Below are 14,068 nucleotides of genomic sequence, written 5' to 3' on the forward strand. Positions count from 1 at the left end.
GCACACAGTACCTGCGCCCGCCGCTCGCGCCGGACCAGGGAGGTGGGCTGCTGATGGACCAGGACACCTGGGTCAATGTCGCGCTCGTCCTGGTGTTCATCCTGGTGGGCGGCGTCTTCGCGGGTACGGAGATCGCCCTGGTCTCGTTGCGGGAGAGCCAGATCGACCGGCTGGAGTCGCGGGGCGGGCGCGGGGCGCGGGTGGCCTCCGTGGCCCGGGACCCCAACCGGTTCCTCGCCGCCGTGCAGATCGGCGTGACCGTCGCGGGGTTCTTCTCCGCCGCCTACGGCGCCTCGACCCTGGCCCCGGACTTCGCGCCCGTCCTGGAGGGCGTCGGGCTGCCGGCCCAGGTCGCCTCGACCGCCTCCCTGATCCTGCTGACGCTCGTCATCGCGTACCTCTCGCTCGTGCTCGGCGAGCTGGTCCCCAAGCGGTTCGCCCTCCAGCGCGCGCAGAGCGTGGCGCTCGTCGTGGGCCCGCCGCTGGATCGGTTCGCGAGCCTGATGCGGCCCGTGGTGTGGCTGCTGTCGGTGTCCACCGACGCGGTCGTGCGGCTGCTGGGCGGCGACCCGCGGGCGACGTCGGAGGGCATGACCGAGGAGGAGCTGCGTGACGTCGTGGTGGCCCACGAGGGGCTGCCCGAGGAGGAGCGCCGCATCCTGAGCGACGTCTTCGACGCCGCCGAGCGGTCGGTCAGCGAGGTGATGCGCCCGCGCGGCGAGGTCACGTTCATCGCGGGGGACCTGCTGGTGTCCGAGGTGCTGGAGACCGTCAAGGCCAGCCCGTACTCGCGCTACCCGGTCACCGGCGCCGACTTCGACGACGTGATCGGTGTGCTGCACGTCCGGGACCTGTTCGGCGCCCCGGGCACGACGCCGGTGCGTGAGCTGACCCGTTCGATGCTCTTCCTGCCGACCACCACGCACCTGATCCCCGCGCTGTCCCTGATGCGCCGCGAGCGACGGCACCTGGCCGTGGTGGTCGACGAGTACGGCGGCACCTACGGGATCGTCACGCTCGAGGACCTGGTGGAGGAGATGATCGGCGACATCCGCGACGAGTACGACGTGCCGGACGGCCCGGAGCCGCCGTCGGCCGACGGCACGACGATCGTGGAGGCGGGCATCACGATCGAGGAGTTCGAGGAGCAGACCGGGGTGGCACTGGCCGACGGCCCCTACGAGACCGTCGCCGGTTACGTGGTGAGCAGGCTGGGCCGGGTGGCCGACGTCGGTGACACCGTGCACGTCGACGACCTCGACCTGGTGGTCACCGAGGTCCAGGGGCGCCGTCTGACGCAGGTCGAGGTGGTCCGGCGGGCCTGACCTCCGCCTGACCTGCGCCAGGCCCGGCCTTCGCCTGACGCAGGTCGGGCCTACGCCGGGCAGAGCGCGGCGCGCCGGGCCCAGGCGACCTCGCGGACGTCGATGAACGTGCGGATGCACTCGGCGCAGCCGTCCAGGTGGGCCTCGAAGCGCTCCTGACGCAGCGGCGGCAGGCACCGGTCGAGGTAGTCGTGCATGGCAGCACGGGTGGCACGGCACTCCGGGCTGCCGGCACCGCCGCCGGCACCCTGGAGCGCGCCGGGTAGGTGCCCGTTGTCAGCCCGTTCACTCGCGATCATCGCCGAACCTGCCCCCTGTGCGCACAGCATCCGGTTTCTACCGGCTGGCACCATTCTGTCTGTCCATGAGGATTCATCCAGATTGCTCTGTGATACGACGCCTGTGATATCGGCCCCCGCGCTTGACGCTCTGGTGACGGGTACCGGAACCGGCCGTGATGGCGAGGTGCTCGGCGAGGACGTCGGCCGTGGAGATGCTCCGCGCCGTCCGGCCGATGAAGAACGGCGCCCGGCCCGGCCCCGGGACGGTGTGGCCACCGCCGTGGACCGTCAGCAGGCGGACGGGCGGCAGGCCGTCCTCGCGGTAGTCCGTCTGCTCGATCCAGGTCCGGTCCCGGGCCGACGCCGGCGGGGCGAGCCGGGTGACGACCGGGTCCGTCGTGATCCCGTTGCGGAGGGCCAGGTAGCGCGCTGTGCCGGGAGCCGACAGGCTCACGCCGTCGACCCGGAAGACGCGTCGCGTGAAGGCCGGGAACCGGCCGCCCTGGTAGGGGACGATCGGGTCACGGGTGCCGTGCACCAGGAGCGTGGGCGTCGGGACGGGTTCGAGCTCCGCGGATGGTGCCAGGAAGCTCTCGGGTGCGGGCATGGTGGCGGCCACGACCGCCGCCCCGGCGAGCAGGCCGGGTGCCTCGTGCAGCAGGCGGAGCACCATCTGGCCACCGTTCGAGTAGCCGACGGCATGGACCCGGCGGGGGTCGACGTCGTGCGAGGCGACCAGGTCCGCGATCACGCGCCGCACGAAGCCGACGTCGTCGATGCCGGCGAGCCGGGCGGGGAACGCGCTCTCCGCGCGGGCGTCGTTCCAGTTGCCGCGGTAGCCGTCGAGGTAGGCGACGACGGCGCCGCGGTCGCGGGCCAGTGTGTCGAACATGTGGCCGGTGAAGCGGCGGTGCGCGGCACCGGACTGCCGCGAGCCGTGCAGGACCAGGACGAGGTCCCTCCCCGGCGCGTACGGGCCGTCGACGACGTGGAAGGTACGACGCCGGCCGCCGACGTCGGTGCTCAGGTGGGTGAAGGAGGTCATGCCGGGAGGCTAAACTCTCACATCATGTGAAGGTCAACGGGACGGAGACCCCTGATGATCATCGGCGAGCTCAGTGCACGCAGCGGCGTCAGCCCGCGGCTGCTGCGGTACTACGAGGAACAGGGGCTGGTCACCGCGACGCGGGGACCGAACGGGTACCGCCAGTACGACGAGAGCGCGGTGACCACCGCCCGGATCGTGCGCATGATGTTCCAGATGGGGTTTGCGCAGGACAAGGTCCGTGCGGTGCTCGCGTGCGCGGGCGACGGGGCCGCCGAGGCCGACCACGACGCGGCACGTGTGAGCGTGGCGCAGATGCGCGACGACATCGACCAGCAGATGCAGCAGCTCGCGGCGACGCGCGAGGTGCTGACGGACTTCCTGGAACGGCGGTGACGGGCGGCCCGGACGGTGGCCGGCCCCGGGCGGTGGCACGGACCAGGCTGTGGTGCCTGCGGCACGGCGAGTCGGAGAACGTCACGGGTGCGACCGCGGGCGTGATGCCCGCCGCGCCGCTGACCGAGCGCGGCGAGCAGCAAGCGGCCGCTGTCGCCCACGCCTTGGGCGGGGAGCACATCCGGCGTGTGTACAGCAGTACTGCCGTACGGGCGTTCCGGACGGCGCAGACCGTCGCTGCTCGCGCGGGCGTCGGGGTCGTGGCATTCCCTGGGCTGGCTGAGGTCAGCGTCGGGCGATACGAGGGCAGTCGTGATCCGAGGGTCCGCCACCGGACCGCCGCGGTGCTGCGTTCCTGGGTGGTCGAGGGCCGCCTCAGCGAACGCGTGGGGGACGGCGCGTCCGGGCAGGAGGTCCTGGACCGGATGGCGGCGACCTTGGAACGTGCAGCAGATGCACACGTGGGTGAGACGGCGGCCCTGGTCGGGCATGTCGGCAGCCTGACCGTCGCACTCGCCCGGCTCTGTGGCCTTGGGCCCTCCGTGTGGGGAGCGCCGTTGCCGTATGCAGAGCCGTTCCTGGTCGAGCGCGGGCGTGGCGGGTGGAGGTGCTTGGAATGGCCTCGGTGACGGACGCGTCGGCCGACCGCTCAGAAGGTCTCGCGGATCATCGCAGTCGCTTCGTGCATGCCGTAGCGGGAGTCCAGGAGGTCGAGGAGGTCGTCGATGGTGCGCCGAGGGCTCGCGTACCTCGCACTGATCTTGCCCAGCGCGCGCACCGCGATCCTCGGTGAAACCGAGACGGAGTCCGCTGCGAAACGTGCCGCCGGGACCACGGCCAAGCCGTCCGGCAGGAGCTTGGCCGGCAGGTCCTTCACGTTGTTGCTGACGATCACCCCTGCGCCGCCGACAACTGCCGCGGCGACAAGATGCTCGTCGTCCGGGTCGGGCAGGCCGTAGGTGCCGTCCAGCGGCTCCCAACCCTCGACGCACGAGTCGTCGAAAGCCCAGCCCATCTGGTCGATCAGGCGACGGGCCGCGGTCTCTGCCTGCTCGGGCTCCGCACCTCGACGCACGCGCTTGTCCGCCTCGACGCGCACGAGCTCGTCCAGGACAGCCTGGGACCAGATAGGTCGGTAGAGGCCTTCGGCGGCCATGCTCAGCAGGAAGTCCCGCTGCAGGCTCGGCCAGAGGACCGACGTGTCCAGCAGTGCCGTGAACAAGGCGGTCACCCCCGCCGATGCGCGGCGACGGCCTTTCGGGCCTCGCGCAATCGCTCGATCATCGTCGCGGGGTCGTCCTCGTCGTCCGGGTCGACCGCCGTCGCCTCGAGCATCGCGTACTGGCGTGCCCGTCGTCGCTCGCGATAGGCAAGGACGTCGCTCAGCAGCAGCCTCCGGCGGTTGCCGTTGCGCTCCGCGGCCAGTTCGCCGGACTCGATCATCCGCACGACCGTCGGACGTGACACGCCGAGCAGATCGGCTGCCTGCTGGGTTGTCAGCTGCGGCTCTGTCGGCGAGACCGTGACCGCCTTGCCGGCGGCGAGGGCCTCGACCACCTGCAGCAGCGCCCGGTAGACCGTCGCGGGTAGCTCCACCTGCTCGCCTTCGCTGCTGCCGACCAGCAGGAACCGGTGCTCTGGTTCGCCTCCACGCTTCTCTGCGTGTGCGGCCAGGAAGCTGAGCACCTCTGCCGCTTCTGGTTCTGACCCCTCAGGTACGTAGGTGTGCGTCACCAGGTCTGCGCTCATGGCTCCTCCTCGATCGTTTCTCGAACATAGCGTATCTGCTTTCGTAATGTTCGAATAGATGTGGCTGATCGAAGGTCCACGTCTCCGCCGGCGTCAGCCCGGTAGCGGCTCCCGCGCCCAGCCGTTCGGGGTCAGGCGGTAGCGGACGCGGCGGCTGGGTCCGTGCTCCGATCCTTCCCAGAACAGGACGTCGACGGGGCGCAGGGCGTAGCCGACCCACGTCGGCGGAGGGTCGAGCACCGGGTGCTCAGCGTCGAACGCGGCCCACCGCCGTTCCCGTTGGAGCCTGCCGAGGGCAGCCGTCTCGGCCGTGTTGAGCCAGGCGAGAAGCTGCAGGTACCGCGGCAGGCGGCCGAAGGCGGTCGCCTGCTCCTCGGCCGACGTCTCCGCCGTCGTCCCGCGCAGCACGACCTGCCGCGCCTGCTTTTCCCACCGCACGACGAGGGCGGCACGCGGACGTGCCCGCAGCTGCTCCGCCTTCCGGCTGCGGGAGTCGGTGTGGAACGTCACGGCGTCGCTGCCCACCGTGGACAGGAGCACCGTGCGCGCGTCGGGCAGGCCCGCGTCGTCCACGGTCGCCAGGGTCGCGGCCGGCCGGGCGGGGTCGTCGTCCGGCGGGGTCCACGTCCTGAGCAGGGTGAACGGGTCCGGAGGGAAGGGGCCGTCGTCCTGTACCAGTCGGTCCGTCACCCGAGCCAGGGTAGTCAGGCCGCCGTCTCACATCCTCTCGGGCGCCGGGATCCCCAGGAGGTCGAGGCCCGTGGCGAGGGTGCGGCCCGTGAGGTCGCACAGGGCGAGGCGGTTGGTGCGGACGGCGTCGTCGTCCGCCCTGAGGACCGGGCAGGCGTCGTAGAACCGGGTGAACGCCGTGGCCAGGTCGTAGAGGTACCCGCACAGCCGGTGTGGTTCGAGGGTGCCGGCGACGTCGCGCAGGGTCGCCTCGAACCCGTCCAGGGTCAGGGCCAGCGCCTTCTCCGCCTCGTGCAGCGGCAGGGTCGTGTCCACGTGCCCGACGGCGGTCGCCCCGGCCCGGCGTAGGATCGAGCGGACCCGGGCGTGCGCGTACTGCAGATAGACCCCGGTGTCGCCGGTCGTGGCGACCATCTGCTCCACGTCGAACACGTAGTCCCTCGTGCGCGTGGTGGACAGGTCCGCGTACTTGATCGCCGCGATCGCCGCGGCATGCACGACGGCGTCGAGCTCGGCGTCCGTGAAGCCGTGCGCCCGGCCGGCCAGCACCGTCCGGACGGCGGCCTCGGCGTCGTCGAGCAGGTCGGCCAGCCGCACGGTCCTGCCCGAGCGGGTCTTGAACGGGCGCCCGTCGGTGCCCAGCACGGTGCCGAAGGGCACGTGCTCGGCGTCGACGGCCGCGGGGAGCCAGCCGGCGCGACGGGCGGTGTCGAACACCATGCGGAAGTGCAGGGCCTGCCGGGCGTCCACGACGTACAGGATGCGGTCGGCCCGGTAGTGCTCCACCCGCAGCCGGATCGTGGCCAGGTCGGTGGCCGCGTACCCGAACCCGCCGTCCTTCTTGCGCACGATCAAGGGCACGGGGTCACCGTCCGGTCCCGTGACCCCGTCGGTGAAGGTGACGACGGCGCCGTCGGACTCGGTGGCGATGCCGCTCGCGAGCAGGTCCGCGACGACGGCGGGCAGGGCGTCGTTGTACCGGGACTCGCCGTCGAAGTCGCCTCCGTCGAGCAGCACCCCGAGGCGGCGGTAGACGGTCTCGAACGCCTTCTCGGACTCGGCCACCAGGTCCCGCCACACCGTCAGCGTCGCGTCGTCGCCGGACTGCAGCGCCACGACACGGGCGCGGGACCGGTCCGCGAACGCCGGGTCCGCCTCGAACGCCGCCCGCGCGGCCTTGTACAGGGAGTCCAGGGCCGACATCGTCTCGGCGCCCTGCCCCTTCCACGACACCTCGGGGTGCTCCTCCAGGTACTGGATGAGCATGCCGAACTGGGTTCCCCAGTCGCCGATGTGGTTCTGCCGGGTCACCCTCGCCCCCAGGTGTCCCAGGACGCGGACGAGGGCGTCACCGATCACGCTGGAGCGCAGGTGACCGACGTGCATCTCCTTGGCCACGTTCGGCGCCGAGTAGTCGACCACGACGCGCTCGCCGTCGTGCGGCGTCGCCAGGCCGAGCCTGGCGTCGGCCAGGCGCGCCGCGACGGCGGACCACACCGCCGCGTCGGGCACCGTGACGTTCAGGAAGCCCGGCCCGGAGACCTCCGCGGCGAACCCGTGCAGGCGGACGGCGACGTCGGCCCCGATGTCCCGGGGCGCGCGGCCCGCCTTCCTGGCCACGGCGAGCGTGCCGTCGGCCTGGAAGTCGGCGCGGTCGGATCGTCGGACCACCGGGTCGGCGCCGGCCAGCTCGGCCGGGAGCACCTCGGTCAGGGCGGCCCGGACGGCCGCCTCCACCTGGTCCTTGATCGCGACGACGTCGGACACGCGCGAAACCTTCCCGTCGGGGACGTGTGAGCGCCCCGGCCGGGGTCGGGCGAGGCGCTCGCCAGTCTAGGAAGGCAGCCCCGCGCCGTCGGCCTGAATATCGGCCCGAGCCCGGGCCCGAGCATCAGGCCGGCTCGGCGCCGACCGCAGCGCTCTGCCGCTCGTGGTGCTCGAGGTAGTCGACGGCGCGAGGGACCACGTACGAGCCGGCGGCCGTCACGACGAGCGCCGTCACCAGCACACCACCGATCCAGTTCAGGACCACGCCGTCCAGGGCCCGCTCGCCGTGCGTACGGCGCTCGCGGTGCAGGGCGACGGTGATCACCCAGGTCAGCACGGGGATCACGAACAGCCCGATCCCGGCGACGCCGCCGGGTGGTCCTCCGGTGGTGCCGAGATCGCCCAGGCCCCCGCCCACGAGTGGGAAGAACGCGACGACGGGCAGGATCAGGTAGCCGAGGACGGCGATGACCCACACCCACGCTCGCAGGGATCTGCCGTCGTGCATCCGATGTGCCCCTTTCGCTGCGGTGGTCGGTGGCATGTCTACCAGGACTGGGCTCGTGTGCACGCGGACGGGCTGTGATGTGGCCTCGGGCGGGCCTCGACGAGCGTGCGGCAGTGGCCCGGGAAAGCGGATGTTCTTCCAGTCTCCGGCGATTGAGAAAGGGGGTTCATTCACCCGCTCCGGGGCGTTGATCGTATTACCTCAAGATCCTCAAGAATCTCAAGGAAAATCTTGAGGTGCCCTTGATGAAATTCGGCTGGGCGTTGAGTTCTGGATCACACGCTGGACGTGGTCATCCAGATACTCACGAGAGGCATCGCCATGGTGGAGATGCGACCTTCCTACAGGCCGGAAGAACGTCAAGAATGTCATGACGAGCCGGGCCGCCAGGTGTATTCCGGTGGTCTTTCAGAAAGCCATTCGAAAAGCCGCGAGCAGTCCGGTGAGCTCACCGCGGCGCGTGGCACGGCTGTTCTCACCGAGGCCCCGGCGACCACGTCGACCGGCAGCCGTCTCGTGGTACTGATCCCGGCGCACAACGAGGCGGACGGGATCACCGAGACCGTCACGGCGCTGAGCCGTCAGACCCGGCCGCCCGACGAGATCCTGGTCGTCTCGGACAACTCCACCGACGACACGGTCGACCTCGCCGAGCGTGCCGGCGCCTACGTCGCCGAGACGGTCGGGAACACGCACAAGAAGGCCGGAGCCCTCAACCAGGTCCTGTCCGTCGTGCTCCCTCGGCTGCAGGACGACGACTTCGTGCTGGTGCAGGACGCGGACAGCGTGCTGGACCCGGGGTTCATCGAGAGCGCGCTCGCCCGGCTGACCGCCGACCACCGGCTGGGGGCCGTCGGGGGCGTGTTCCGGGGACAGGACGGCGGCGGATTCGTCGGTCACCTGCAGCGCAACGAGTACGCGCGGTACGCCCGGGACGTCCGGCGGCTCAAGGGGAAGTGCCTGGTCGTCACCGGCACCGCCGCGGTGTTCCGCGTCTCGACGCTGCGGCACGTGCAGGCGGCGCGGCTGTCGGGGGAGATCCCGGCCGGTGACGGGCACGGCGGCGTCTACGACACGACCGTGCTGACGGAGGACAACGAGATCTCGTTCGCCCTGATGCACCTCGGCTACACGATCCTCTCGCCCAAGGGCTGCACGCTGACGACCGAGGTGATGCCCACCTGGCGGGACCTCTGGAACCAGCGCCTGCGCTGGAAGCGTGGCGCCATCGAGAACTGCGTGCAGTACGGGTTCACCCGGGTCACCGCGCCCTACTGGGGCCGGCAGATCGTGACCATGCTCGGGGTCCTGGTCACCGCGGCCTACCTGGCGACTCTCGTCTGGTCCGTCGTGGCGTACGGGGCGTTGAACATCCAGCCGTTCTGGCTGGCACTGACGGGTGTCTTCGCCCTGGAACGTGTGATCACCCTGCGTGACCGGGGCCCGTTCCGGCAGATCCTCGCCGGCACGCTCTACGAGCTGCCGTTCGACATATTCCTTCAGGTGTGCCACGGAAAGGCATATCTCGACTCCGCACTGAACCGAGAAAGGAGATGGTGACAATGTACAACGGAGCAGCACTGACCACGGTCGGCGGCGGCGGCGCGGCAGCCCTGGCCTCCACGGGCCCCGAGAACCTGCTGTGGATCGTCCTGGCGTCCTTCGCCCTGATCGCAGCCGGAGCAGCCGTGCGGCGGATCATCCCGCGCAAAGAGGGGTGACCTCGGGGCGCCGGAGGGGGGCTTGTCGTCGACCCGGCGGCAAGCACCCCTTCGCACGACGCCGGAGGAACCCGCCGAGGCGGGCGCCGCGAGTCGCCTGCCTGGGACGGCGGCGCAGGGCCCGCGTTGTTACGTTCGGCAGATGGATGAAACCTGGGACCGGGGAGTCGCGGTCGTCGTCGAGGACGACGACGACATCCGCGCGCTCATCGAGTTCACCCTGCGGCAGGCCGGGTTCACCGTTCATGCCGCGGTCACCGGCGCGCAGGGCGTGGCGCTGGTCAAGGCGCACGATCCCGTGGTGACGACCGTCGACGTGTCGTTGCCCGACATCGACGGGTTCGAGGTCGTGCGGCGGCTGCGGACGTTCTCCGACACGGTCGTGGTCATGCTCACCGCCCGGGTCGGCGAGCCGGACACGCTCATGGGCCTGGAGGTGGGTGCCGACGAGTACGTGACCAAGCCGTTCCGGCCCCGCGAGCTGCGGGCGCGGGTCGACGCGCTCCTGCGTCGTGCCGGCCGGGTCACGGTGCCGGTCGCGGACGTGCCCGGACCCACCACTGTCGACGGCCACCTCGAGATCGACCCCGCACGCCGCACGGTGCGCCTGGACGGCGAGCTGGTCCAGCTCACCCGCACCGAGTTCGACCTTCTCGCCGTGCTGCACGGGGCGCACGGCCGCACGGTGGCCAAGGGAGACCTGGCGGCCGAGCTCTGGCCCGACCAGTACCGCTACGGGGGCCAGGTCACGGAGGCGGACCACCGCACGGTCGAGGTGCACGTGGCCAACGTGCGGCGCAAGCTCGGCGACAGCCCCACGAGCCCGCGCTTCATCCGCACGGTCCGGGGGCTGGGGTACCGGTTCGAGGGTCCCTGAGGCGGACGTCCGCTCAGGCCAGGGCGCGCAGGTGCTCCCGGCGCACGTCCTCGACGGCGTCGTCGAAGTCGTGGTGCGTGGTGAGCCACTTCTTCACGTAGGGGCAGACGGCCACGATGCGGTGCCCCGCCCGGACGCTGGTGTCCAGCGCCGTGCGGGTCAGGATGGCGGCCAGGCCGCGCCCCTCGAACTGGTCGAAGACCACCGTGTGGTAGAAGATGCGCGGTCCGGCGGACGCCGTTCCGGTGCCCGCCTCCGGGTCCGCCTCTGCCTCCGGGTCCAGGTCCTTGTACATCGAGAACCCGGCGTGGGCGCCGTCGACGAGCACGTCGAAGCGGCTCTTGGCGGGGTTGTCGCGGACGGTGACCTCGGTCTGGCTCTCGTCGCTCATCGGGGTGGGTCCTCTCGGTCGGTGGGCGGCATCGGAACCGCGCCGGTCAGGTCAGGCGGTCGTCTCGGTCGGGTGGTCCGGGCTGGGCTCGGTGCTCAGGCGGACGGCGTTGGCCCAGGGGTCCTCGAAGCTGACGGTCCGGCCGTCGTCCCGCACGGCGACCCGGTGGTACCTCAGGCGTTCGGTCAGCTCGCCGACGTCGTCGGCGGAGGGTACCTGGATGTCCACGCGGCCCAGGCCGAGGGTCTGCTGGCGGCGGCCCGCGCCGCGGCTGCGCCACACGTTCATGGCCATGTGGTGGTGGTAGCCGCCGGCGCTGACGAACAGCGCCTGGTCGCCCAGGGCCAGGGTCACGTCGAAGCCGAGCCGCGTGGCGTAGAAGTCGCGCGCCGAGGCGATGTCCCCGACGGACAGGTGCACGTGGCCCACGCGTGCGTCGCCCAGCGCCTCCCCGGCCAGTCCGCGCTCGTCGAGGTGCTCGCGCAGGTAGGCGTTCGGGTCGAGGAAGATGGTGCCCATCTCCACCTGGCCGTGGACCCAGCTCCACTGCGTGCGGTCGCGGTCCCAGTAGAGCTCGACGCCGTTGCCCTCGGGGTCGTCGAAGTAGAACGCCTTGCTCACGAGGTGGTCGCTGGAGCCGGTGAACGACCCGGGGCGCAGGCGGGCGACGGAGTAGACCGCCGCGGCCAGGGCGGCCTCCGAGTCGAAGAGGATCGCGGTGTGGAACAGGCCCGCGTCGTGGGGCGAGGCGTGCCGCAGGGCGGGCGTGTGCACCAGCACGACGACGGCGCGGCCGGGCCGGCCGAGGACCACCCGAGGGCCGGTCTGCTCCAGCACGGTCAGCCCGACCCCGTCGCGGTAGTAGGCGGTCATGCCGTCCAGGTCCGCGACGTTGAGGGTGACCGCGCCCATCGAGGTGTCGGCTGCGAGCCGTGCGTCTGTGCTCATGGCCACCGCCAACTCAATTGAAGCATCAACTATTCCGGGCGGTGTCACGCCGCCGAGCCAGGCCGGTGTCCTCCGGGTCGAGGTGCCGGCGCAACGCCGTCGTGGCGTCGTCGAGCGCCGCGAGCTGCTCGGGGGAGAGGGCGTCGAGGAAGAGCTCGTGCACGTCCTGCAGGTGGGGCACCGAGCTGTGCCGGAACGACTCGGCACCCAGGTCGGTCAGCCGCACGTCGATGCCGTGCACGTCGTCGGGGCACGGGGCACGGTGCACCAGCCCGCGCTTCTCCATCCGCCCCAGGTGGTGCGACAGGCGGCTGCGCTGCCAGCCGATCAGCTCGGCCAGCTCGGAGGAGCGCAGGGTCCTGCGGTCCGCCTCGCTCAGCGCCAGCAGCACACGGTAGTCGGCGGACGACAGCGACGACTCGCTCTGCAGGCGCCCCTCCAGGCGCGAGCGCAGCGTCTCGGCGGTCTCGATGTAGCTGCGCCAGATGCGCAGCTGCTCGCGCGTGGGCATCGCGCGGCGCGTGCTCTGTGCCACGGCACCTCCCGGGATTGACACGTCAACTTTGCACGTTACAGGATTGACACGTCAATCCCGACGTGGTCGGAGCCCCTGCAAGGAGAAACATGACCGACAGCCAGACCGTCCAGTTCGGTATCGACAGCTTCGGCGACCTGCCCCGCGACGACCAGGGCCGCGTCGTCTCCCACGCCCAGGCGATCCGCGCGACCGTCCAGGAGGCGGTGCTCGCCGACCAGACCGGGGTGGACGTCGTCGCCCTCGGCGAGCACCACCGTCCCGAGTACTCGATCTCCACGCCCGAGACCGTGCTGGCGGGCATCGCGACCAGCACCGAGCGCATCCACCTGGCCTCCGGTGTGACCGTCCTGTCCTCCGACGACCCGGTGCGCGTCTTCCAGCGGTTCGCCACCCTCGACGCGCTGTCGGACGGGCGCGCCGAGGTGATCCTCGGCCGGGGCTCGTTCACCGAGTCCTTCCCGCTGTTCGGCTACGACCTGGCCGACTACGAGATCCTCTTCGAGGAGAAGATCGACCTGTTCCACAAGCTGCTGGACGAGGGACCCGTCACCTGGGAGGGCACCACGCGTGCCGCGCTCAAGGACGCGGAGGTCTTCCCCAAGACCGACTCCGGCCGGCTGACCACGTGGGTCGGCGTCGGCGGCTCCCCGCAGTCGGTCATCCGCACCGCGCAGTACGGGTTCCGCCTCATGCTCGCGATCATCGGCGGTGCGCCCGACCGGTTCGCCCCCTACGTCGACCTGTACCGGCGCGCCACGCAGCAGCTCGGCACCACGGCCTACCCGGTCGGGATGCACTCCCCGGGCTTCGTCGCCGAGACCGACGAGGAGGCCAAGCGCCTGTTCTACCCCGGCTACAAGGTGATCCGTGACCGGATCGGTGCCCTGCGCGGCTGGCCGCCCCTGCGCCGCGAGGAGTTCGACGCCGACGTGGAGCACGGCTCGCTCTACATCGGCTCGCCCGAGACCGTCGCCCGCAAGATGGCCCACGCCATCCGCGCGCTCGACGTCGGCCGCTTCGACCTGATCTACTCCGCCGCCGGCGCGGTCTCGGCGAGCGCCCGCCTGCGCGCCGTCGAGCTGTACGGCACCCAGGTCATCCCCATGGTGCGTGAGCTGCTCGCGGAGAAGGCCGACACCCTGGAGGTGGCCCGATGACGGCTCGCACCGTCGGCATCCTCGGGGCCGGCAAGGTGGGCACGGTCCTGGCCCGGCTGGCGCTCGCCGCCGGGTACCGGGTCCTGGTCGCGGGGTCGGGGGAGCCGGACAAGATCGCCCTCACGGTCGACGTCCTGACCCCGGGCGCCACCGCGGTGCGGGCCGCCGACGCCGCCCGGGAGGCCGACGTCGTGCTCCTCGCGCTGCCGCTCGGCAAGTACCGTGCGCTGCCCGTCGACGAGCTGCGCGGCAGGCTCGTCGTCGACACGATGAACCACTGGTGGGAGGTCGACGGGCCGCGCGACCGGTTCCTCGCGCCGGGCGTCTCGTCGAGCGAGCACGTGCAGGAGTTCCTTGACGGCGCGCGCGTCGTCAAGGCTTTCAACCACATGGGCTACCACGACCTGGAGGACGGGGCCCGGCCCGCCGGGGCGCCGGGCCGCAAGGCGATCGCGGTCGCCGGGGACGCGGAGGCGGACGTCGCCGAGGTCGCGGCCCTGGTCGACGACCTCGGCTTCGACCCCGTGCTGATCGGGCCCCTCGCCGAGGGCGTCCGGCTCGAGCCGGGCACACCGGCCTTCGGGGCCAATGTCCAGGCTGCCGAGCTCCACCGGCTCACCGGGGTGGCCGTACCGACGCCGTAGGCGAGCACGACCAGAGTCCCATCGACGACAG

At 71.5% G+C, this 14,068-nt stretch carries 18 protein-coding genes; 8 read left to right on the plus strand and 10 right to left on the minus strand.

Features of this window, described 5'->3' with window-relative positions; all coding sequences use genetic code 11:
• The first annotated feature begins 53 nt into the window (after positions 1-53).
• Complete coding sequence (locus tag ACIBBF_RS01590; RefSeq protein ID WP_397409787.1) at positions 54-1,325, plus strand: hemolysin family protein; 1,272 nt, start codon at positions 54-56, stop codon at positions 1,323-1,325.
• A gap of 50 nt (positions 1,326-1,375) precedes the next feature.
• Here ACIBBF_RS01590 and ACIBBF_RS01595 read toward each other — a convergent pair whose 3' ends face one another.
• Complete coding sequence (locus ACIBBF_RS01595) at positions 1,376-1,624, minus strand: zf-HC2 domain-containing protein (RefSeq protein ID WP_397409789.1); 249 nt, start codon at positions 1,622-1,624, stop codon at positions 1,376-1,378.
• Between the two features lie 73 nt (positions 1,625-1,697).
• Positions 1,698-2,651: an alpha/beta hydrolase family esterase gene (locus tag ACIBBF_RS01600; RefSeq protein WP_397409791.1), complete on the minus strand. Its 954-nt coding sequence runs from the start codon at positions 2,649-2,651 to the stop codon at positions 1,698-1,700.
• Between the two features lie 54 nt (positions 2,652-2,705).
• Between ACIBBF_RS01600 and ACIBBF_RS01605 the strand changes: the two genes are divergently transcribed.
• Both ACIBBF_RS01605 and ACIBBF_RS01610 read left to right on the plus strand, forming a co-directional pair.
• Positions 2,706-3,047, plus strand: a complete 342-nt coding sequence (locus ACIBBF_RS01605; protein WP_397409793.1) for a MerR family transcriptional regulator — start codon at positions 2,706-2,708, stop codon at positions 3,045-3,047.
• 32 nt (positions 3,048-3,079) lie between these two features.
• A complete protein-coding gene (locus ACIBBF_RS01610) occupies positions 3,080-3,676 on the plus strand; it encodes a histidine phosphatase family protein (protein WP_397410665.1) in 597 nt (198 codons plus the stop codon).
• 20 nt (positions 3,677-3,696) lie between these two features.
• Here the strand turns inward: ACIBBF_RS01610 and ACIBBF_RS01615 are convergent, their stop codons facing one another.
• The 5 genes from ACIBBF_RS01615 to ACIBBF_RS01635 all read right to left on the minus strand — a co-directional run bounded on the left by ACIBBF_RS01615 (position 3,697) and on the right by ACIBBF_RS01635 (position 7,761).
• A complete protein-coding gene (locus ACIBBF_RS01615) occupies positions 3,697-4,278 on the minus strand; it encodes a PIN domain-containing protein (protein ID WP_397409795.1) in 582 nt (193 codons plus the stop codon).
• Positions 4,275-4,796, minus strand: a complete 522-nt coding sequence (locus tag ACIBBF_RS01620; protein WP_397409797.1) for a helix-turn-helix domain-containing protein — start codon at positions 4,794-4,796, stop codon at positions 4,275-4,277. Before ACIBBF_RS01620 ends, ACIBBF_RS01615 begins: the two co-directional genes overlap by 4 nt.
• 93 nt (positions 4,797-4,889) lie before the next feature.
• A complete protein-coding gene (locus ACIBBF_RS01625; RefSeq protein WP_397409799.1) occupies positions 4,890-5,486 on the minus strand; it encodes a pyridoxal 5'-phosphate synthase in 597 nt (198 codons plus the stop codon).
• A 27-nt stretch (positions 5,487-5,513) separates the two neighbouring features.
• A complete protein-coding gene (argS, locus tag ACIBBF_RS01630) occupies positions 5,514-7,253 on the minus strand; it encodes an arginine--tRNA ligase (RefSeq protein ID WP_397409801.1) in 1,740 nt (579 codons plus the stop codon).
• Between the two features lie 124 nt (positions 7,254-7,377).
• Positions 7,378-7,761 (minus strand): hypothetical protein, encoded by a 384-nt coding sequence (locus ACIBBF_RS01635; RefSeq protein WP_397409803.1) that lies wholly within the window; start codon positions 7,759-7,761, stop codon positions 7,378-7,380.
• A 516-nt stretch (positions 7,762-8,277) separates the two neighbouring features.
• Between ACIBBF_RS01635 and ACIBBF_RS01640 the strand changes: the two genes are divergently transcribed.
• From ACIBBF_RS01640 to ACIBBF_RS01650, 3 genes are all read left to right on the plus strand, one after another.
• On the plus strand, positions 8,278-9,321 hold the full coding sequence (locus tag ACIBBF_RS01640; RefSeq protein WP_397409805.1) for a glycosyltransferase family 2 protein: 1,044 nt from the start codon (positions 8,278-8,280) through the stop codon (positions 9,319-9,321).
• Positions 9,318-9,482: a hypothetical protein gene (locus ACIBBF_RS01645; RefSeq protein ID WP_397409807.1), complete on the plus strand. Its 165-nt coding sequence runs from the start codon at positions 9,318-9,320 to the stop codon at positions 9,480-9,482. Before ACIBBF_RS01640 ends, ACIBBF_RS01645 begins: the two co-directional genes overlap by 4 nt.
• Before the next feature lie 142 nt (positions 9,483-9,624).
• A complete protein-coding gene (locus ACIBBF_RS01650; RefSeq protein ID WP_397409809.1) occupies positions 9,625-10,359 on the plus strand; it encodes a response regulator transcription factor in 735 nt (244 codons plus the stop codon).
• Between the two features lie 13 nt (positions 10,360-10,372).
• Here the strand turns inward: ACIBBF_RS01650 and ACIBBF_RS01655 are convergent, their stop codons facing one another.
• From ACIBBF_RS01655 to ACIBBF_RS01665, 3 genes are read right to left on the minus strand one after another with little or no spacing between them, the layout of a single operon-like run.
• Entirely contained in the window at positions 10,373-10,750 is a 378-nt protein-coding gene (locus ACIBBF_RS01655; protein ID WP_397409811.1) for a GNAT family N-acetyltransferase, read from the minus strand.
• 51 nt (positions 10,751-10,801) lie between these two features.
• On the minus strand, positions 10,802-11,698 hold the full coding sequence (locus ACIBBF_RS01660) for a VOC family protein (protein WP_397409813.1): 897 nt from the start codon (positions 11,696-11,698) through the stop codon (positions 10,802-10,804).
• 25 nt (positions 11,699-11,723) lie between these two features.
• Positions 11,724-12,233, minus strand: coding sequence for a MarR family winged helix-turn-helix transcriptional regulator (locus tag ACIBBF_RS01665; RefSeq protein ID WP_397409815.1), 510 nt, complete (start codon positions 12,231-12,233; stop codon positions 11,724-11,726).
• A gap of 89 nt (positions 12,234-12,322) precedes the next feature.
• Here ACIBBF_RS01665 and ACIBBF_RS01670 point away from each other — a divergent pair, with 89 nt between their 5' ends.
• Together ACIBBF_RS01670 and ACIBBF_RS01675 are read left to right on the plus strand one after the other, a co-directional pair.
• Complete coding sequence (locus tag ACIBBF_RS01670) at positions 12,323-13,393, plus strand: LLM class flavin-dependent oxidoreductase (RefSeq protein WP_397409817.1); 1,071 nt, start codon at positions 12,323-12,325, stop codon at positions 13,391-13,393.
• Positions 13,390-14,037, plus strand: a complete 648-nt coding sequence (locus tag ACIBBF_RS01675; RefSeq protein WP_397409819.1) for an NADPH-dependent F420 reductase — start codon at positions 13,390-13,392, stop codon at positions 14,035-14,037. Before ACIBBF_RS01670 ends, ACIBBF_RS01675 begins: the two co-directional genes overlap by 4 nt.
• The last annotated feature ends 31 nt before the right edge of the window (positions 14,038-14,068 follow it).

It is taken from the genome of Promicromonospora sp. NPDC050880 (assembly GCF_044456525.1).
Taxonomy (GTDB): Bacteria; Actinomycetota; Actinomycetes; order Actinomycetales; family Cellulomonadaceae; genus Promicromonospora.

Bases quoted from the DNA above. Each gene is read 5' to 3' on its own strand.
- ACIBBF_RS01620 (WP_397409797.1), bottom strand. From the start codon at position 4,796: ATGAGCGCAGACCTGGTGACGCACACCTACGTACCTGAGGGGTCAGAA.
- ACIBBF_RS01600 (WP_397409791.1), bottom strand. From the start codon at position 2,651: ATGACCTCCTTCACCCACCTGAGCACCGACGTCGGCGGCCGGCGTCGT.
- ACIBBF_RS01675 (WP_397409819.1), top strand. From the start codon at position 13,390: ATGACGGCTCGCACCGTCGGCATCCTCGGGGCCGGCAAGGTGGGCACG.
- ACIBBF_RS01635 (WP_397409803.1), bottom strand. From the start codon at position 7,761: ATGCACGACGGCAGATCCCTGCGAGCGTGGGTGTGGGTCATCGCCGTC.
- ACIBBF_RS01650 (WP_397409809.1), top strand. From the start codon at position 9,625: ATGGATGAAACCTGGGACCGGGGAGTCGCGGTCGTCGTCGAGGACGAC.
- ACIBBF_RS01590 (WP_397409787.1), top strand. From the start codon at position 54: ATGGACCAGGACACCTGGGTCAATGTCGCGCTCGTCCTGGTGTTCATC.
- ACIBBF_RS01660 (WP_397409813.1), bottom strand. From the start codon at position 11,698: ATGAGCACAGACGCACGGCTCGCAGCCGACACCTCGATGGGCGCGGTC.
- ACIBBF_RS01605 (WP_397409793.1), top strand. From the start codon at position 2,706: ATGATCATCGGCGAGCTCAGTGCACGCAGCGGCGTCAGCCCGCGGCTG.
- ACIBBF_RS01670 (WP_397409817.1), top strand. From the start codon at position 12,323: ATGACCGACAGCCAGACCGTCCAGTTCGGTATCGACAGCTTCGGCGAC.
- ACIBBF_RS01595 (WP_397409789.1), bottom strand. From the start codon at position 1,624: ATGATCGCGAGTGAACGGGCTGACAACGGGCACCTACCCGGCGCGCTC.
- ACIBBF_RS01655 (WP_397409811.1), bottom strand. From the start codon at position 10,750: ATGAGCGACGAGAGCCAGACCGAGGTCACCGTCCGCGACAACCCCGCC.